Below are 19,220 nucleotides of genomic sequence, written 5' to 3' on the forward strand. Positions count from 1 at the left end.
CCTGGACGCCACGCGCATGACCCGGAAGGACGTGGAGGTGGTGGTCCGCCAGGCCCTGGGAGTCTCCCCGCGGGAGTGCGTGGACTGGTTCCTGGAGCGGGCGCCCCACGCGGTGGGACACTACCGCTTCATCGTCAACCACTGCCGGCTGGCCAAGCAGCTCGCCCAGGACCGGGGGGTGACGGCGGCGCACCTGGAGATGGCGGGGAGGATGATGGGGTGAAGCAGAACGAACTCTCAGAGTCCTGCCCTAGGTCCCATCGAATTTGGCAATAGGAAAACCGCATCAACTCGTAATTAAGTCTGGGAATTTCCGGATCTCCCGGGTAACGATCTATCGACTGATGGGCCGGGGGCTCCCCTATCTCAAGGTGGGGGGCAGCGACGCGGTTTGCCTCGGTGCGGGGGCATGGGATAGCTGGAGAAAAATAGCGAAGCCGACGGGGAGACGGAAACCATTCTGTAGCGCGGGAACTTTAGGTACATGGGGTGCGAGTGGATCGGGCACGTGCCTGAGCCGAGGCCATTGAGCGGGATTTGGTGCCCGAAGTGCAGGGCTGTGAGAAACGTAAAACAGGGTCTAAATCCACCTGGTTGAAAGTAGCTAGACTCCCACTTTTCTGCGAATGCTGCACGCGCAAAACCCATTAAAATCCGCCGTACCATCGAACATCGCCTGACCGCTTTGCCCCCCGCTTCGCCCCTGCGGCCCCCGGGAGCGCTCTGGCGTCGCCAGCATCCATGGAGCAAAAACGGGGCTCCCGCGCCTGCGCCAGGCTCCCAATATCGTAAAGTCATAACAAACAACTCATTAACGAAAAATTAAGCCCGGATACGTCAAAATGTTGACAACGGATTTTTAGGGCCTCATATTATGTCATGCTTTTGACGAATTTTTGTGGCCATCCTGTGAGAAGTCCCCAGGAAACCGGCCCAAATCCCCCTCTGGGAGGCGGGCACCTCTGAGGGTCCGCCCATGCGTTCTTCTTCATTGATCCCAAGACAGGCCCAAACGCGCGGCAGCCGAGAAACCGGAGGGGATCGATCCCCCTTGTGGGTTGTGCTCCTGGCCTGCGGACGCGTGGGGGCGGAGGGCGAGACCCCCGCTCCTCGCGCGGGCGACCACCCTTCGTCCCTTCTGCTGCAGGTCCATTCGCTCTCCCTCCGTTACGCCGAGCCCGAGCGAATCCTCGTCGTCGCCGCCGACCCGCCGCGCGCCATCGCGGCGAAGCTGCTCTGGCAAATTCCCGAGAGCAACGTCATCAGCCAGCCCAAGGATCTCGACACCGCCCCCGCTCTCTCGCTCGCGCTCGCCCACATCCTGAAGCTCGAGCCGGACGCGTCGATCCTCGGAATCTCCTGCGGCCACATCTTTTTGCCGGAGTGCATGCTGTCCGACGTGGTTTCCGAGACCCTTCAGGCGCTGGACGATCTCCATCACGTCAGCGCGGTGGTGTTCGGCATCCCTCCGGACAAGCCGCGCAGCGACAGGGGCTGGCTGTTGCCGGACCCGGGCATGAACAAGGAATGCGCCGAGCCGTATCCGCGGAGGCTGGCCAGGTTCATCGAGCAGCCCCGTCACGACGTCGCGCAGAAGCTCTTTGGCAGCGGCGGCCTGTGGAACACCTTCCTCTTCGCCGGAAAAGCGAGAGCGCTTTGGTACCTGCTGGGCAAACGCATGTCGGACACCCTGTCGCTGGTGGCCCGGCACTTTGGACTGCTCAAGTCGGGCGACAAGGGAAATTCCCTTGCCGATCTTTACGACCGGATCCTGCCCGCGAGCTTCTGGTCGCAGATCATGGCCAGGGAGCCAGCGGAGTTCCTTCTGGTCCCGCTTCCGGCCATCCGACAGGTTCGCCTTCGCCTCGGGCAAGCGGCGGGCACAAACCCGGAGAACGAGGCCACCACCCGGGCCCTTTCGTCATGGGACGAAGGCGCGGAAGAACGCGCAGGGGCTGGCCATAGGCCGGTTGCTTGACGGTGACCGGGAATCGGCCTGTAATGCTTCCTCTGAGCTGGGAAGGCGCGATTTCGCGCCCATGAGGCGACATCGATTCCGGCAGAGACGGGTCGCCAGGACCGTTCGACCGGCGGAAGGCTCCCTCGGTTCCTCTTCGCGGGTCAGCGTCGCCTGTCGCGCCTCCCATACAAGCGATGACCGAACAATACGAGCTGGCGCCTCTGACCAATTTTGTCTGGGACGGGACTCGCTTCGAGCTTCCGCGGATCGGCGCGATTCAACGCCTCGACCTCCCGATTCATCTGGAAAAATTCAAGAAAATCCTCTCCGAGGTCGAGATTCAAAGGCTCAGCGCGTGCCCCTTTTGGCTCGTCTTCCGCCCATCGGCCGAGTCGAACCTCCAGCCGGCGGCCATCCTGTTCGTCTTCCAATTCCTGCTGTGGCTCGTCGTGCCGACGAGAACGCAAATCGAATTCCGTTTCATTTCAACCGATGGGGCCGACCCGACCCTCGCAAACCGCGCCTTCCGGATCCTCGATCAATTCCATTGGCTCGAGAAAATTGTGCAGGAGAGGGTCTCAACGGGCCATCTGGAGGAAATCCGGCGATACACCGACAACCTGCTGTGGATCGTCACTTCGAGTGAGCGCCTCTTGAACAGCCTCCAGTTGACGTACTCGGGCATCACCTCGCTCATGTGGCAGGCCCGGTTCATCTGCTTCAGCGCCACGATGGAAGGGCTGCTCACTTACAGCTCGGAGCCCGGAATCGCGAAAAGGCTGGCGGGATCATTCGCCTGCCTGGTGGACCGCGACCCCGAGCGAAGGCTGCGCCTGTACCACGAGTTCAGGCGTCTGTATGACATCCGTTCCGATATCGCCCACGGGCGCGCGAATCATCTCAAGCAGCCGGAGAAGAACATCGAGGAGCTCATCGCATACGAGAACCTCGTGCGGCTGCTGTGGAAATCCATCCTGGCCGAGCCGACCACCGCGCGGGAGCTGGAAAAAACCGACAACCACAGAAGAACGTTTATCCAATCACTCATGGAGGGCTTTCACCCGCCCGAGAACTGACCCTCCTTCCGTCCCGTCAGTTGGATGCCGGCAAGGGGCTTCGCTCAGCCTCTTCCTTGGCGCCCTCAAGCCCGGTCGGATTGCCCTTCGGCGCGGGAAGCGGATCAAGGACGCGTCTGTAAACGCTTACTTCATCTTCAAGGCTGCGCAAGGCGACCGCGAGCTCGGCCACCTGTTTCCTGAGCAACTCGTTCTGCTGCGCGACCCCGGGGGGATCCCCGCCCCCCGCGCCTTGAGGCGCCACCTGACCCAAGGCCGCCCAGAGCGCCTCTCTCCTTGCCAGCTCCTTTCTCGCCGCCGCGAGCTCCCGCCGGATTTCTCGGAGCTGGCCCTTCAACCGGCCGTCGTTTTCTTGGGCTCTCCGGAATTCCTCCTGAAGCTTGGCCTTCTCCGAGCGATCCCGGGCCTGCACGGCTCTGAGCGCCTCGAGTTCCTCGAGATATTCCGCAAGCCTGACGCCTGCCTCTTCTCCTTTCTTGAGCAATTCCGCCACTTTCGCTCGATGTGCCCGCTCACGTTCGACGGCGGCCTTGTGATCGGCGGCTCCCCTCTCCAGGCGCTCCCGTAACGCGGCCCGCTCGCCGTCCGCCTGCCTGAGACGGGAGCGCAGCGACCCGTTTTCCTCCCGCAGGCTCTCCGACCGTGCGGCCTGGGCACGCAACTGCTTCCCCATCTCGGCGTTGGCGAGACGCAACTGCGCGACTTGGCTTTCGAGGGACGCTGAGATTTCCTTGAATTCCTTCGATTTCCTTTCTTGCTCCCGTTCGCCGGCAAGGGCACTCCTGTAGTCCTCCTCCAGTTTTCTCCAACGGCCCTGCAACGAGGCCAACGCATGGCTTGCCTGGGTGAGCCGGGCGTGCAGCGCCTCGTTCTCCTTGCGCAGCCTCTCCGACCGTGCGGCGTGGGTGCGCAGCTGCTTTCCCATCTCGGCATTGGCGAGACGCAATCTTGTGGTTTCCTGCCGCGAGGTGGAGGCCTCCGCCGTAAGCGCTTTCAGACGGTTCTGGATCTCCTCCGCCGATACATCACCCGCAGGCGCATGGGCTCGTGGGGTGGAAGGCGATTTGTCCTCCCGGCGTTCCTTGTCTCCGCCGCCTTCAGCCGGCTGGGTTTCTCCTTTTCCCGGCCCACCCTGGGAATGATCCTTGGACCCGAGCGGGGCTCGCCCCCGCGTTTTGTCCAGCGTCCGGCTCAACCTCTGCAGTTCCTCGCTGCGCTTTTCGCCAAGAATGTGCACTTGCGCCTTCGCCTCGCTCAGCCTTTCATACAGCGACTCGATGAGCTGGTCCTTCCGGCGGAGCTCCCCGGCCTGGATGACGACGGCTTGGCTTGCTTCCCAGAGATTCTTGAAGAGGTAGACGACTTCCATTCCGATGACGAGGGCCAACAAGGGGATGAGGATTCGCAGTCCCCTGTATAGCCACAGCAAATCTGAATTGTGCAGCCGTGCGATTGATCGGAACCGCAGGAATGCCATTGGGGTAATCCTTAGCGCAAGCTTGTCATTGCTTACTGATGAACGTCCCTGCACACAACGTACCCTGGAAGACAACGGGCCGCCTTCTCTTCTGACATTTCGGTGGACGTCCATGCGTCGTTGGCGGCGTTAACACCGCCAACGGACAATCTCGCAAATCATCTTCTCGGCTTTCCATAATCAGCAAGCTCCGGTTTCGCCTATCCCTCCATGAAGCAACTCTCCGCATCCCACGAATTGCAAGAATTCACGCCCGGCGGGCGCAGCCGCGCGGCTCCAGCCCCGCGCCCTGTAATGATTCGTGTAATGGTGACAACGCGTGCAACATTCCCTTTCCAAACCACCCTTTCCGCACGCCAGCGGCTGGATGCTGCCGGCACACCGTGTCCCGTGTTTTTCATCCGCTGCACAAGGGCATCCGAACGCCCGCATGGCATCCCAGGGGCAAAATCGCTGACAAAGAAAATACAATGCGCATTCCCGGAACAGAAACACATATCAGAAAATCGAGCGAGATTGCAGGAAATTCCCGTCTGTCATTCGGCACGGGCCTTGGCCTCTAGTTTGCAAGGCCATCATCCGAGCCCGACGGGAACGGCTCCATCCGGCGGGAAAGACCCATTCCGGCCGGCATTGAGAATCAAAGGATGTCGCGTTCCACCGTTGACGGCGCGAGATTTCCGGCCTCCGCGGGCAGGCCGTTCTAAAGTGGAGATTCGCTCTTTCATTCCAATTGGAGCCCCGATCCCTGAAGGGAACGGCTCGGCGACCGCGAATCAAAGGCGCTTCCCGCTAGCCCGCTTCTTATTTTCCACTTGAACAAGGGATCCTTCGAAAGGTGCTCCTCTGCCCGACTCTCCGCCAGGAACAAATCGGTAAAATTATAACGAGCCATTTGGCAAATCGCTTTACGCCTTTCCCGTCCGCTCTGCCCAGGGCTCATTTCGCCAAACCCTTGTCACCGAACGCATTAGGATTTCTCCGCGCGCCTGGCCTGACCTTTGCTATCGGAGAAATGCGGTTTCCCGGCAGGCAAGAAATCCGACGTGTCTTCCGGAGGGCATCGGGCACTCACGGGGGAGTCTGCAACCCCATTGGGCCGAATCGCGGCAGCCAAGTCGCGGAAAAAAATCGCGCCCTTCGGCGAGAAAGGAAGAACATGCGAGGCTATGCGGTCCACCGGTCACGTACGATGAACATCTATGGCGAACCCATTCTCATCGCCTTGCAGGATTCCGCCATACGGGAATTCGTCTACGAATCCCTATGCCGTTTCGGATTGTGCAACTGCACGGTCGTCGAGAATGAAATGGCCGCCTTCTCCTGCATTTGGGCGGGCATCGCCGAATCGCCCTGCGCTCCGTACACCATGGTCATCGGGGATGATCCGCGGGCGGGAAACACCACCCTCGATCTGCCGCAGATTCTTCAATATCACCGGCTGTTCCGTAATATCGGGATCATCCTTCTGACCGACCACGAGCGAAAGCTAGGCTCACGGGATTATCGGATGCTCGTCGAATACCTTCCTGTAACCTTGACCTTTTCCCAGCTCGTCTCATCTGTGTATTCGGTGTGGCGGAAGTTGCAGCTATTCAGAGAAGGCGATTATGTCCATTAAACTCGATTCTCTCATTGCGGAAACGGGCACCAAGTTCCAAGTGTTTGTGCTTCCGCGCCACCTGAAGTCGTTCTCGTTGCCGGAGCTCATCCAGGTATCCGTCGCCCCCCAAGGCATCCGGCCGGGCCCCCGGGACGACCGGATGTATGTGTGCAACGCCGTCTCCAAGCGCCCCTACACCAAGGACTACCTTCCCCCGTTCCAGGGGCCGGTCCATCCCCCGGTGGGACCGGGGGAAGATGGCCATTTTAATCATCTTTCCGTTGATTCGCCTGAATTCGTCTGCGCCGCCGCTTACGCATCGGCGCGCAGGACGCTGGACATTTGGGAAGATTATATGGGGCGCAACATCGCCTGGCCGTTCCGCTTGGAGTTTGAAATGCTCGAGATCATCCCGCTGGCTCGCATGCCGGGCGCGAGGATCGGATGGGGATTCTTGGAGTTCGGCTTCGCCGGAAGGAGCAGCGACGAATTGGATCTGTCGCACCCATACGCCCTGAATATGGAAGCAACCGCGCGGGGAATCGGCCGCGACATCTTCCTCTCGGAAGTCGGCATCCCGCTCCGCTCGCAGCTCACGCCCGAGCTCGTCGGCGTGGTGAAAACCACCGAGGATATCTCCGCCCTTCTGGCCGTGCTGCATTCCCACAAGATTTTGAATCATCTGCTCGATGCGACCTCGGGTGACCTCTTCTCCCCCGACGTCATCGGGCGAATCGGGGAATTGTCCGAGGTGCCCTTCTTCCGTCTCGCGCTGAATCAGGAAACGATGTCCAGCGTGCCCACCAAACCCAGGTTCCACATGCCTCTCACGGGGGCCCTCGTGGAGCTACTGATCCAAGTGTTCAAATATGAATTGATATCATTGCAGATCATCGACCCGGAGCTGTTCGGGCGGCTCGAGAAGCTCTCTTATCCGGATAAAACCGACTATATGGTCCAAACGGAGTTCGACATCGCTTACCTTCGCTATAAGCCTGAATTTAAGATCTGCTTTCAAAAGGCGCGCGATTATTTGGGCATGCTGATCGCCCGTGCCTGGCCGGGACTTTCGTGCGAGTCCCTCACCTTCTTCGACGTCGGCTTGGCGCTTCTCTCGGCGGACCAATTCGTATCGGGCGGAAAGCACATTGCGACCTTGAGGCGATGCTTTTCACGGCGTGAAATCGGCCTCCCAAAAGCCACGATCGCCCTTGAACCCGCCAACCTAGTCCCCTCTCCAAACGTGTGAGCGGATTTTTGAGATTCCGGGCTCTCCGTCACTTCCAAAAATCAAAGCCCATCCAGGGGAGGGATTGCCGCAACCCGGCAAGGGCATATGACCAGGCATGCCAACCGTTCTACCCCCAGGTATCGATGATCTTTCCACGTGCAGGGAGTTTTGTGTCTGCGCGCAGGCTTTTCTCCGGCGGGCTCATCCCGGCCGACGGAACCGTCCCGAAGACCGGAAAATCTTCCCGAAAAGGCACTATCGTGATCACCTCGGGCTCGATGGGTTGTTGATATTCCGGCCATCGCTGCCTGCGGTTCCGCTTGTCCACGTCCACCACCTTGTCTCGCGTCCTTGTCGGATTTCCAACCCGAATGACATTCAGATTCCAATGCTGGCGTCGCCTGATATCCTCGCACCCAACGAGAGTGGGCCCGTTCTTTGAGTCTGCGCAGGAGCCTGCGCCGTTGGTGAACCTCCCAGCGGCGCGGCCGCCAATTCGGGCGCCACAATCACATCCGGCGCACCGTCGAGACCGCCCGCCTTACATGCTTGACTCCGATCGCGCCTTCGCTCGTTCTAGCCCTCCTCCACCTTGATTTTGCATGCACCCGCCTCCGTGTTCCACAAAGGCCCCGCCGAGGCATCATCCCGGCCCTGGTGCCAGTTGCCCTAGGAGAAGGTGAGCCAGTTCATGTCAGAGATAGCGGTCCGCCGCATAGGGATCGACATCCTTCGCGATCAGGATGATCCCCTCTTGCCGGAACGCGCATGCTTGAATTTGTCCGCCGGGATGCTGCACGGCGGTCCCCGCGTTCCGGCAGGCCCTGTCGACCTGGGCTTGGTGGGTGCGTACGACGCGGATACCCTGAATTTCCCTGGCGTTATACGGCGGCGAGGCGGCGCATCCCGAAAGCAGAACGGTCAGGATCAACGCGGCTTGACGGACCCGCCGCGTGTTTATACGCTCGCGCAACCCTGATCCCTCCGTTGACCCGGTGCGGTTTTAGGGTAGCCCTCGGTCGGGATTCACGGTCCCGGCTGAGGGCGCTGGTTCTCGTTTGTGCTCCTCGCATGCAGCGGACCATTCGTCTTGATTTACCAAACGAGGCGGAAATAATGGTTTCCGCATTTGAACCGGCCATCCACTGACCTTCGGATCCCCGCTCCGCGAAGGCAATAAAGTTGTTCCGAGGTGGCCCCCGCGGGGATTCTCACCACGATGATTCCCCAGATGGTCAAGACATTGATGCTGAATTCACGTCCCAAGTGCGCGCTGGGAACCCTCACTTCGCTGAACACGTCCAATTCTTTCCGAATCAGAAGAGGATGGGGCTTGTATGAAATGACCAGTCTCAAATCCTCTCCGTCGTCCTGGGGGATTCGAATTTCTTCTCCGTCCTCCAGGCCGGGAGGCAGCAAGATCTTTCGGAAGGCCCAGCTCCGAATCTCACCGCTTCCGTCGCAAATCACGCATGTGCCGCCGCCCTGGCCGTGGCATATCGGACACTCTTCGGAGATCTGGAACCGGATCGCCACCTCTCCTCCCCGGATGCCCTTGATGAACTCGAGTGGCAGGAAATAGCGGCGGCCCTGGGCGGCCGCGCCGGGATCCTCCCGTGCGGCTTCCTCGGCGGGCCTGCTGGCGACGTGGTCCATCAGCTCCCGGTAGGCGCTGCTCAGGATCAAGAATTTTCCTTCCATCTTCGGGTCGCCGCCGTGGCGATCCGGATGGTATTCGAATGCCAATTGCTTGAATCGCCGCCGGATCTTCTCAGCGTCCGCGTCGGCCGTAATCCCCAAGATTCGACAAGTCTCCTCCAATCGCTCCTTCGGCATAGCCAACATGCTCATCCCTCATCGCAAGGAACCAGTATTCAATGTTTCCGCAGGAATCCGGACAGCAATCACATCAAGTCCCGCTGAATACAGTTCACCCTAACTTTTTCTTTTCCTAACAAATTGCATACCAATCGAGGCGCACGGGAAAAATGACATGCCCGCAACGGAAGATGTAAACATAACGATCGATGTTCGAGCCGCTGGACGCGGCCTGGAAGACACCGAACTGGCAGGCACAAACGGCGCAGGTTCCCCAAAAAATGTTTCATCCTGCACTTCGCGAAGTTTCTTTCACTATATCCGCCTGCGCATCCACGTCGGCCGTGATGCGAGGGGAAATTGCGTAAATTCCCACAATCTCTGCAAACGTTGTTTCCAACCCCGCCGGGATGGCCTGCGCGGTGCGGGCTGAGGCGATTTACTGACTCACGGCATGTAAACCTTGCGGACAGAAACCATTCCAGCGCCGAGAGGAAAGACGGGTTTCGAAGCCCAGCGACGAAGCCATTTCTTATAGATTGACCCAGAGCGGTACGAGGTATCGGAGCAAAACAAGAAAATCTACGACACCGGAATGACAAATCAGGCAACAGCCACTCATCCCGTTTCGACCCTCAATCCCCAAGGCATGCCAGCGCAGCGGAGGATTCTTCGCGAGTCATCGGAGTTGTATCCCATCCGCATCGATCGTTTGCGCCGATTTCTTTCCGCGCCTCCGTCCATCCATCGCCCTCCTTTGGCATCCCCCTTGCTCTATCCATCAACGACCGAGAGACAGGTGGCCGGATCGTTGACATTGCCCAGGTCACCCAGTGCCCACACCCGGCGCCTCACCCGAAAGTTGAAGACGAGACGCTCAAGCCGGGCGTGCCGGAGCCCACCCATTCGGGACGTGCTCCGGCAGGCTGGAAAGGAGGTGACACCCACACGCAGTCGGGAACCCGCAGAAGCAGGCAGCACCAGAAACAGCACGAAATCGGGTCCAACATCAACGGAGGCAAAAAAATGCGTAGATGGAGTTGGGTAGCTCCAGCATTGGCCACCTCCCTCATGCTGGGAGCGGGGCCGGCGTTCGCGGACGTCTTTGTGGCCGTGGACGTCTTCAAGCGCAAGGATATTGACATCGTCGAGCGGATCGAGATCGCCAAGGCCGTGACCGTGAGTGCGTTTTTTGCCGGGGCGGTGGAAAAGGCGGCCGAGTCGGATGTCATCGTCGATCAGGTGAACCTGGGCAACCAAGCCTGCACCAACTGCGACGAGAAGACCGACACCCTTGTCAATTCCGGCAACAGCAACTCCGGCGTCCTGAGCATCAACCAGGCGGCGGGCAACATGAACAACCAGGGCAACGTGGTGAGCGCCGCTGTGGACGCGGTCGTCGGCAACGGCGGCGGCACTCCGCCGACCCCCTCCGATCCCACGGGCGTCGCCAATTCCCAGTCCGCTCTCGAGCAGGAGAACGGCGTGTTTGTGAAGTTCGCCTTCGACGTGACCGTCACGCCGGCCCGGCCGCTCGATGAGCGTTTTGAGAGTGACGTCGACTTCACCAACCTGTTCATCGTGGCCAACGGCAACACCGTGACGACGGTGGACATCATCTTCCGCGATGCCACCCTCCAGAACGCGGTCAACGGCAACAGCGGCATCGCCCAGGTGAACCAGAGCCCGGGCAACATGAACAACCAGGCGAACTCCCTGTCACTCGCCGTGTCTCTCGCCGGCAACGGCGTGGCGCTGGCCGAAGCGGACCTGGGGCAGATCAACGCCGTGAACCAGGTGTTCGAGTCCGACGTGGTGGGGTCGAGCATCGGCGTCAATGGCGACGATGTCCCGGCCGCGGTCGGAATCAACAAGAACGCGACCATCACGGGCTCGATCCTGGGGAACACCGGCATCGTCGGCGTGAACCAGTCGGCCGGGAACATGGCGAACCAGGCCAACAACGTGAGCTTCGCCGCTGTGACTCCAGGAAACTAAAGGCGAGCGAATTCAAGGGAGACCTGACTAATGACAAGGAAACTTCTGGGCATTGCCCTTGGCCTGTCGATGATCGCCTTGGCGCCTCCAGCGTATGCTTTCCTGGACAACACGGCGATCATCCTCAAGGACAAAGACATCGAAGTACTCGAGCACGTCCGCGTACTGAAGCGGATCGTGATCGCCCCGAGGCTTGAGCGCCGCGATTTCACGGGAGCGGCGGAGGCCCAGGCTTTCACGAACCAGGCGAATGTCCTGAACAGCGATGACGCCGTCCCGGGGACGCCTCCCGGTGACTCCGAATTCGACCCCATCTCGGGGCAGCCCCAGGATCTGGTCGGCTTCGGCTGGCTGAAAGAGGCACTGATCACCGGCTCGGTGAACGCCAACACCGGTATCGTGGGCGTCAACCAGGACGTCGGCAACATGGTGAACCAGGCCAACAACGTCGCCTTCGCCCTGACCACCGCCTCCGCTGCGATCGCCCATTCGCAGGCGGACAGCGATCAGTTCAACCTGGGGAACGAGCACCGTCACATCGAGGTCCTTCCGCGGAATCCCGACGGGAGCCTCGATCTCGCCACGATCAACGATCCCAACTTCGGGCATCTCAAGGCGACGATCACCGGGTCGGTCAACACCAACTCCGGCATCGTCGGAGTGAACCAGAACGCCGGCAGCATGAACAACCAGAGCAACACCCTGGCCCTGGCCGTCGCTCCGGGCGGCTCCGTGGCCCTCTCCGAGTCCGATCTCGGGCAGGTGAATGCCTTCAACGAGGTGGTGGAGGTCGAGACCGTCAAGCGCGATCTCATCACCGGCTCGGTGAACGGCAACACAGGCGTCGTCCAGGTGAACCAGAGCACCGGCAACATGAACAACCAGGCGTCGGCCGTCAGCATGAGCGTGCTCACCAGCGCGGTCAGAGTGAACGTCGTCGGCGCTCCGTAGTCTCTAGCGGGAGGGAACGACCCCTCTCAAAGGGGCGCCGGTGGGGCGGGGGCGACCCCGCCCCACCCGGCCCCTCCTCCGGCGGGGCAGAGAAAAAGTCCACGCGATAAGCGGGGTCCAGGTCGGATGGACATCACACGAAGAGGGCCTCTGATGAAGGCGATGGGACGAAAGACATACCGATGGCTGGCCGTCCTGGCCGTCGCCGCGGCGGCGGTGGGAGCTCCCTTGGGGGCGCAGACGGCGTCCGCCCAAGAGAAAGCGGCCTTCGAATCGACCGAGACCGGCTTCAAGTATTCGGTGACCGGCGCCGGGGATGTCGAGGCGATTGCGAACAGCCTCGGCATGGCCATCGCCGAGACGACCGTGAGCCAGGCCCTAATCGGAAACTATGTCGAGCAAAATAACGTCAACAGCCGCACCCTGATCCGTGATTCCGTCAGGAACAACGCCGGGATCATCACGATCAACCAAGAGTCCGGGAACATCAACAACCAGGCGAACTCCATCGCGGTGGCTCTGATCGAGAGGAGCGGGCCCACCTTCGTCTCCTTGAACAACACGAGGATGGCCATCAGCGCCGGCAACACCCTGCTCGTGAGGGGAGGCCACCGGGAGGACCGCATCGAGAACAGCCTACAAAACACGCGAGGCATCGTAGCCGTCAACCAGACCTCCGGGAACCTGAACCAGCAGTCCAACGCCCTCGCCCTGGGCGTCGGTCTCCGGCTCGGGACCGAGGCGGTCAGCGTCGCCGACGGCGATCTCGGCCAGATCAGCCTGAAAAACAGCATGGTCAAAGACGAATCGGATTCCCGCACGAGAATGGACATCCTGGTGGACTCGTTCGGCGGTTTCTTCGGCATCGCGCAGATATCCCAATCGGCCGGAGATTCGAACATCGTGAGCAACACGGCCGCGGTTTCCATCACACGGCTGGAGGCCCGATGAATACGTGCGCAAAAACCGCCGTCGCGTGCGCGGCTTGCCTGCTCGCACTGACGCTGAGCATGCCGGCTGGAGAGGCCAGCGTCGTGGCGATTCCTGGCGCCGGAGGCGGAATCCGCCTGAACAACATCCACGTGAAGACGCTGGTGGACATGCGCTTCAAGCAGATCGTCCGGCAGCAGTACGACGTCAGCTGCGGCGCCGCGGCGGTCGCGACCCTGCTCAAACATTATTTCGGCCGGGAGCAGGCGACCGAAGAAGACGTTCTGAGAAGCATGATCAAGATCGGCGATCAGGAGAAGATCCAGCGCTTCGGATTCTCCCTTCTGGAAATGAAAAAATATACAGAAATGCTGGGATACACCTCGCGTGGATTTCGCCTCAAGAACATCGATGTGCTGACGCGCCTGAAGGTCCCCGTAATCACCCTGACCAATGTCAGGGGATATGCCCACTTCGTCGTCGTCAAAGGGGTGCGGGGGAACCGCGCCTACATCGCGGATCCTGCGTTCGGGAACCGCGCCGTCCCGCTGGATGAGTTCGAAGCGTCATGGAACCAGGTGATCCTGATTGTGATAGGAAATTCGGTCACGGCTGACAACACGTTCGAACTGCAAGACGCAGTGAAAACGGAGAACTCGACCCTGGCGTCAATCCTGAGCAGAGTGTCGTTCATCCACACGACGGTGACGCCCGGCGTCGGAGAATTCTAACCTCGGGAGACAGAACGACATGAAAAAGGCTTTTGTTCTGGGGTCCATTTTGGCTCTCCTTCTGGCTCCCGTCCAGAGCGTCGCGGGCGAGCGCGGGAAGCGCCCTTCCTTTGCGGAAGCGCAGCTCGTCATGCTGCAGCAACACGCGAATCCGCTGCCGGACGAACAGTTGAGCGATTTGCGCGGTGGCTTCAACGGTTTGGCCTTCCGGGTCATCTTCGAGGGATTTGCGAACTCCAACGGCGACCGCAACTTCAACCTCCAGGTGAACAGCAACACCGAGCCCTCCTCCAACGGGGGCCAGGTGACCACCACCGGCCAGGGAGACGGCGAAGCCAAGATCATCGCGTCGGTCGGCGGGTTTGGGGCGGCCCGAGGCGTATTCCAACTCGCGCAGGTCCCGGGGAACAACAATGTGATCACGAACAATCTCTTTATCCAGCTCGTTCTGCTCAACACCGGCGGAACGGAAGTCCTGCGCCTCTCGGACATCTTCGGGCCCGGGCAATAGGGGAATGTGAGGAACCGGGATGATGCGCCTGGAGAAAATGAGGACGCTCATACGCATCTTGTGCTTCATGCTGCTTGCGTCGCCCTTTGGTCTGGAGCGGGCCGGCGCGGAAAATCCCGCCTTGCTGAAGTCGGATTGCAGTCCGAGAGAGGCGCCCTGGCATTCTACGACGGTTGAAAACCTGCGCCTGGAATCATCCATCCTGCATGAACGGGTTATGACGATAGCGACCCACGGCTGTTCGGATATGCAGTCCATTTCGGAGTTGGAACTGGGCAGCGTGCGAGGCGGGGAATCCGGCGACGCCAGTTTCACTCCGCCCGAGGCCGCAAAAGAGCAGGACCCCTCCCTCGGCGGCGCGGACGCTGCGCCCGAAAGCTCCATTTCCGAGGTTCCGCCAGCCAACGGCGAAAAGAAGCGCGTCCGCGTCGAGATCAAACGGAACACCGCATCGGTCCGCAACGAGGAAAGGAATACCCGCCTCTCCACCTTTCGAGACGTCGCTCTCGTGCCGACATTCGGACCGTCCTTCGGTACCGGCTCCCCCACCCCCAACGGATTCTCTTCCCGCCTGATCCAGAATACCGCGCCGACAAGGTAACATGCCCCAAGGCGCCGCCTCGAGAGATACCTCACAAACCATCTCGTCCACCCTGTCCACCTGTCACTAGCCCCATCGAGGAACCCTTCTCCGCCGCAGCCTCCTGTATCCGCTCGGGCTCCCGCTCCCTTCCATAAGTACAGGCCGAAAGAAGCACAGCCCGAAGGAAGTCGCAAAAGGAGACGCGGGATCATCCTCCTTCAAAATATCTCCAGATAACGTCACATGATGAACAAAAGGTCATGTTTCTTAACACCGCGTTTCATAAAAGCGTATACAGCCTTACACCCGAAAATCCTTCGCCCGTATGGGTGTTCCGCCGCTTCACAAATCGGCTGTCTTTGGGATTTACATAAGCGGACCACACCCCCATCCCCTTCTCCCAATTCAAGCCGCAATTCCGACATGATCTTAGAATTTCACTTGGCCCGTAATTTGCTTTTTCATAGGCGGACTGCCAGCGGGATTCCCGGCGTGGATCGCATCGCAGGAAGCGGAGGGTGAGACTCTTGCGCCTTCTTGAGACGAGGCGAGAGCTAGCCCAAGGGGAAGTCCAAAGAACTCCACGCGTTGCCGATCTGGGAATCCTTGCAAACCGGCGGCAACGAAACGCCCGAGGGGAGACATGCCATATTCCGCCCATGATTTGCCTGACACCTGCTTTTCCGATGGCACCCCAAACCAGTCCGACGCACCCGGCTTTACGCCTCCCGTCCACGTCCTGGAAAGAGGAAAGCACCCGAAGGAAATCATCGCCGACAGCCCGGGGATGCAGGAGGTCTTCCAGCAAATTGAGAAATTTGCCTCCTCATCGGATGCCTCGATCCTCATCACAGGGGAGACCGGCACAGGCAAGGAAGTCGTCGCGGCCTTGATTCACAAGAAAAAGCTGCGGCGTGCCGATGGTCCCTTCGTTGCGGTCAATTGCGGCGCGATACCGGGCCCGCTCCTCGAGTCCGAGCTATTCGGGCACGAAAAGGGGGCATTCACGGGGGCGTATGCCCTCAAAAAGGGGAAGGCCGAGCTCGCGCACGGAGGCTCGCTGTTCCTGGATGAGGTCGGGGAACTGCCCCTGACGCTCCAGGTCAAATTGCTGCGCTTCCTGGAGACGCGCCAGATCGACCGGGTCGGCGGGACCAGCGCCAGGAACATCGACGTCCAAATCATCAGCGCGACCAACAAAAACCTGTTCGAGTCCGTCAAGAAGAAAGAGTTCCGAGAGGATCTGTACTACCGCCTGGCGGTCTTGTGCATACATCTGCCGCCTCTCAGGGAACGCGGCGACGACGTGCATCTCCTCGCCTACCAATTCCTCGAGAAGTTCGCGCGCGAGTTGGGCCGGCCCGTCAAAGGCTTCACGCCCGAAACCTTGCGGGCCATGGAGTCATATCCCTGGCCGGGCAACATCAGGGAGCTGCTCAACAAACTCCGCAGGGCGGTCGTGATGGCGGAAAACGAGTGGCTCTCGCCCTCGGACCTGAGCCTCGATCCGGAGAAGGACACCCCTGACCTCTTGAATCTCCCGGAGGCAAAGGAAAAAGTCGAACATGAATATCTGCAAAAGGCGCTCTCGCTCAGCAAAGGCAATATCTCGCGCGCTGCCAGGCTGCTGAAAATCAGCCGTCCGCATCTTTACACCCTGATGCGGAAGTACCGCATAAAAAAGGGATGACATGGCACTTCACGCGAAATGCCGGGCCTTTATTGCCGGCGCTTTTCCTCCAAGGAGATCGTCCATGAGACCGGCAAGAATATTCTGGGCCGCCGCAGCTCTTCTCCTGGCGATGGCCTCTCATTCGGCCGCCGCAGAATTGCGCGTGGTCCGCCTTTCCTTCACGAACGGATGGAACGCCCTGCCGGCCCTGGTGGCCATCGAGCGGGGCTTCTTCGCCCAAGAGGGCCTCGTCGTCAGCGGCTTGGCGGTCCCCTCGGTGAACGCCATCGGCAACTCTTTGCTGGCCGGCTCGTCGGATCTCGCCATTCTGCCCCAGCGCAACTTTCTGAAGATGGCGCAGCTGAAGATGCCGATCCGCGCCATATCCATAAGCGGCTGGGACACCCAGATGCAGCTCGTAGTGCCCGCGTCGGACGCTCGCACCAAGTCATTGAATGATCTCAAGGGGAAAAGCATGGCCCTGGGCGTCGCCTCGAACGCCTTGCCCGCGTTCATCCGGCTGCTCAACCAAAGCAACATGACCCTGAAGGATGTGGAGATCCGATTCTTGGACTCCTCCAAGCTCACCCAGGTGTTTCCGGCGAAAATGGCGGACGCCATTTTCGAGACCCGGCACTTCACCGATGTGATGACGATGAAAAAACTGGGAAGGGTCGCCGTAGGACACGAGGAAATCAAAGAGAAGATCGGCCTAATCCAGAGCGACCCTCTCCTCGCACGCCAAGAGTTCATCGAGAAGGAGCCGGAGACCGTCCAACGGTTCGTGAACGCGTGGGTCAAGGCGCTTCAATACATTCAACAAGACTCCAAGGATGCCTCCCGCGTCCTGACCATCTTCTTCCACCGCCTAGGGGTGGCCTCGGTGGACGAGAAGCTCGCCCATTCGTGGGTCACGTATTCCCGCCACGACCGGTATTTTTGGTCGGAGAGCGACATTGCCGACGCGAAGTATAACGCCTGGGGCCTCAAGGAGGCCGGCCAACTGAAGGCGGTGCCGGAGGATCTCGAAAAATACATTGACAACCGGTTCGCCCGGAAGGCGATGGAGAAGTTGAAGGCGGAGTTGCCTCCCTCCCCGGCGGCGAAATGAGCGTCCCCATCCGGGCCGGACGACCGGACCGGATGCTGGGCGCATGCATGACCTCCTACCTGAACAGATTGAACGTGATGGGAAAGCTGATCGTAAGTTGAAAGTCGGGCGACTGCTCCGAGAGGCCGATGGCGACCGCCATCAGGAGCGACATGTTGGGAGCGATGGTAACGGAGGTTCCGAAGGAGAGCCTTGCGTCCGTAAAGTCCGTCCCTCTCACCTTCACGCCGTTCCGCTCCGTCTTCGCCTGATCCTGGATGATGAATGACATATTCATCGAAACCCGTTCGTTGATCGCGAAGTTCAGGCCGGCGAACAAGTCGACGACATCGCCCGGATCGATGTCGCCCGTCGCTCCGCCGATGGAGCGCTCGAGATTGAACGTATAGCCCCCTCCCGCGAACAAAACGACGGGATCCGTTCTCCAGACAAACGTGACGCCCGGTCCCGCGCTATAGAAGCCCGAGCCCGTGGGCGCCTCGGTCAGACGCACATCCCCCGCGCCGACCGTCTCGGTGCTAATATCGAAGGAGTCCTTGCCGGTGCGGGATTTCCCGCGTAAGCGCAAGATGACATCGGGAATCGCCCCCTGCCCGATGATGGGCTGGTAAAGGATCGAACCCTCGACGTCGCCGATGCCCGAGCCAGTGATGGTTCTGCTGCTTTCAGCGTTGGTTCCAACCTGGATGATTTCCTCGTCCTTGCGCTGAATGAAGGGAACCCGCGTTTCGAGTTGCACGCGCGGGAGCAGGCCGTAACGGAGCGTCACCGCCTCGGTGTATATGTCGCGATCCAGCCGGTCGACCCGGATCGAGCCGATGACGATCGCCTCGAACACGGTGAAGCCGTTGATCACGACGCGGTTCGCGGTAAACCGGGACCACTCGAAACTCGGCTCGATCTGAAGCGTCCCGGGGGCCAGGAGGATGGCCCCCCGCTCCAGCAGCAAGGCCTCGCGCGGTTTTTCACTCGCCGGGCGGTCACCCTGGGTGGGGCCGGAAGGTGGCGTCGTCGGCGCAACCGGGGTCACCTCCCTGGGGGGCTTGGGGGCGGGCTCCGGCGCCTGCGCAAGGAGCAGGTCTCCTGCCCCCCTCTCCGCATATAGGTCGGGGCGCTCCAGGGTCAGCCGATCCAACAAGCCGCCCGATCCGTGCAGGCTGATCCCCAGGCCTGGCCTCCAGCCTTGCGCTGGCTGGCCGTAGGCCAAACCGTGCAACAAGATGAGCACCACAAAGCTGCCAACGCCCACCAGCGCCGAAATCACGAATTTGCCGACACAGCCGGCTGCACGGCCCGACGAAGTACGCCATCGAATTTTCACGGCTTATTCCTCTCCCCTGAGAAAAATGGAAATGATTCCATCCATCCCGGCGAAAATTGTTCGTCCCGCCCAAAGCGCCCGCCAAGGAATGGGAACGAGAAAGAGCAAACCGTAAATTACATTTACACAAGTAAATTCCTTGAATACGCGACATTCCCCGAATCAACAGAACAAATTCCCTCATCACGAGGGATGTCCGCTTTCAAATTTTCCTCACCGGCCAATCTTCATCCCTCCCAGTCCCCAT

Annotated in this window: 18 protein-coding genes; 13 read left to right on the plus strand and 5 right to left on the minus strand. The window is 60.3% G+C overall.

The annotated features are described in order from the left end of the window. The 3 genes from HYZ11_06015 to HYZ11_06025 all read left to right on the plus strand — a co-directional run. Positions 1-223, plus strand: a 223-nt coding sequence (locus HYZ11_06015; protein MBI3127139.1) for a hypothetical protein, incomplete at its 5' end; no start/stop codon positions are given. 828 nt (positions 224-1,051) lie between these two features. Continuing rightward, complete coding sequence (locus tag HYZ11_06020; GenBank protein MBI3127140.1) at positions 1,052-1,978, plus strand: hypothetical protein; 927 nt, start codon at positions 1,052-1,054, stop codon at positions 1,976-1,978. A gap of 176 nt (positions 1,979-2,154) precedes the next feature. Continuing rightward, entirely contained in the window at positions 2,155-3,036 is an 882-nt protein-coding gene (locus HYZ11_06025; GenBank protein MBI3127141.1) for a hypothetical protein, read from the plus strand. A 16-nt stretch (positions 3,037-3,052) separates the two neighbouring features. Here HYZ11_06025 and HYZ11_06030 read toward each other — a convergent pair whose 3' ends face one another. Next, the gene (locus HYZ11_06030) at positions 3,053-4,513 is read right to left on the minus strand and encodes a hypothetical protein (protein MBI3127142.1); all 1,461 of its coding nucleotides are present in this window, start codon (positions 4,511-4,513) and stop codon (positions 3,053-3,055) included. Positions 4,514-5,672: 1,159 nt separating this feature from the next. Between HYZ11_06030 and HYZ11_06035 the strand changes: the two genes are divergently transcribed. Both HYZ11_06035 and HYZ11_06040 read left to right on the plus strand, forming a co-directional pair. Next, positions 5,673-6,134, plus strand: a complete 462-nt coding sequence (locus HYZ11_06035) for a hypothetical protein (protein MBI3127143.1) — start codon at positions 5,673-5,675, stop codon at positions 6,132-6,134. Then, positions 6,124-7,365 carry a hypothetical protein gene (locus HYZ11_06040; GenBank protein ID MBI3127144.1) on the plus strand — a complete coding sequence of 414 codons (1,242 nt, stop codon included), beginning with the start codon at positions 6,124-6,126 and terminating at the stop codon, positions 7,363-7,365. The genes HYZ11_06035 and HYZ11_06040 overlap by 11 nt, the downstream gene beginning before the upstream one ends. Positions 7,366-7,474: 109 nt before the next feature. Here the strand turns inward: HYZ11_06040 and HYZ11_06045 are convergent, their stop codons facing one another. The 3 genes from HYZ11_06045 to HYZ11_06055 form a co-directional block, all read right to left on the minus strand. Next, positions 7,475-7,681 (minus strand): hypothetical protein, encoded by a 207-nt coding sequence (locus HYZ11_06045; protein MBI3127145.1) that lies wholly within the window; start codon positions 7,679-7,681, stop codon positions 7,475-7,477. A gap of 360 nt (positions 7,682-8,041) precedes the next feature. Next, positions 8,042-8,320, minus strand: coding sequence for a hypothetical protein (locus tag HYZ11_06050; GenBank protein ID MBI3127146.1), 279 nt, complete (start codon positions 8,318-8,320; stop codon positions 8,042-8,044). Between the two features lie 122 nt (positions 8,321-8,442). Then, complete coding sequence (locus HYZ11_06055; protein MBI3127147.1) at positions 8,443-9,147, minus strand: J domain-containing protein; 705 nt, start codon at positions 9,145-9,147, stop codon at positions 8,443-8,445. Positions 9,148-10,191: 1,044 nt separating this feature from the next. Between HYZ11_06055 and HYZ11_06060 the strand changes: the two genes are divergently transcribed. From HYZ11_06060 to HYZ11_06095, 8 genes are all read left to right on the plus strand, one after another. Continuing rightward, complete coding sequence (locus HYZ11_06060; GenBank protein MBI3127148.1) at positions 10,192-11,163, plus strand: hypothetical protein; 972 nt, start codon at positions 10,192-10,194, stop codon at positions 11,161-11,163. A gap of 30 nt (positions 11,164-11,193) precedes the next feature. Then, positions 11,194-12,114 carry a hypothetical protein gene (locus HYZ11_06065; protein ID MBI3127149.1) on the plus strand — a complete coding sequence of 307 codons (921 nt, stop codon included), beginning with the start codon at positions 11,194-11,196 and terminating at the stop codon, positions 12,112-12,114. A gap of 153 nt (positions 12,115-12,267) precedes the next feature. Next, a complete protein-coding gene (locus tag HYZ11_06070; protein ID MBI3127150.1) occupies positions 12,268-13,065 on the plus strand; it encodes a hypothetical protein in 798 nt (265 codons plus the stop codon). Further along, positions 13,062-13,775, plus strand: coding sequence for a C39 family peptidase (locus HYZ11_06075; protein ID MBI3127151.1), 714 nt, complete (start codon positions 13,062-13,064; stop codon positions 13,773-13,775). The genes HYZ11_06070 and HYZ11_06075 overlap by 4 nt, the downstream gene beginning before the upstream one ends. Positions 13,776-13,794: 19 nt before the next feature. After that, positions 13,795-14,286, plus strand: a complete 492-nt coding sequence (locus HYZ11_06080; protein ID MBI3127152.1) for a hypothetical protein — start codon at positions 13,795-13,797, stop codon at positions 14,284-14,286. 19 nt (positions 14,287-14,305) lie between these two features. Beyond that, complete coding sequence (locus HYZ11_06085) at positions 14,306-14,887, plus strand: hypothetical protein (GenBank protein ID MBI3127153.1); 582 nt, start codon at positions 14,306-14,308, stop codon at positions 14,885-14,887. Between the two features lie 625 nt (positions 14,888-15,512). After that, positions 15,513-16,559 (plus strand): sigma-54-dependent Fis family transcriptional regulator, encoded by a 1,047-nt coding sequence (locus HYZ11_06090; protein ID MBI3127154.1) that lies wholly within the window; start codon positions 15,513-15,515, stop codon positions 16,557-16,559. A 1-nt stretch (position 16,560) separates the two neighbouring features. After that, a complete protein-coding gene (locus HYZ11_06095) occupies positions 16,561-17,652 on the plus strand; it encodes an ABC transporter substrate-binding protein (GenBank protein MBI3127155.1) in 1,092 nt (363 codons plus the stop codon). A gap of 55 nt (positions 17,653-17,707) precedes the next feature. Here the strand turns inward: HYZ11_06095 and HYZ11_06100 are convergent, their stop codons facing one another. After that, on the minus strand, positions 17,708-18,973 hold the full coding sequence (locus tag HYZ11_06100; protein MBI3127156.1) for a hypothetical protein: 1,266 nt from the start codon (positions 18,971-18,973) through the stop codon (positions 17,708-17,710). Positions 18,974-19,220: the final 247 nt, after the last annotated feature.

This window comes from Candidatus Tectomicrobia bacterium (genome assembly GCA_016192135.1).
Classification (GTDB): Bacteria; UBA8248; UBA8248; order UBA8248; family UBA8248; genus 2-12-FULL-69-37.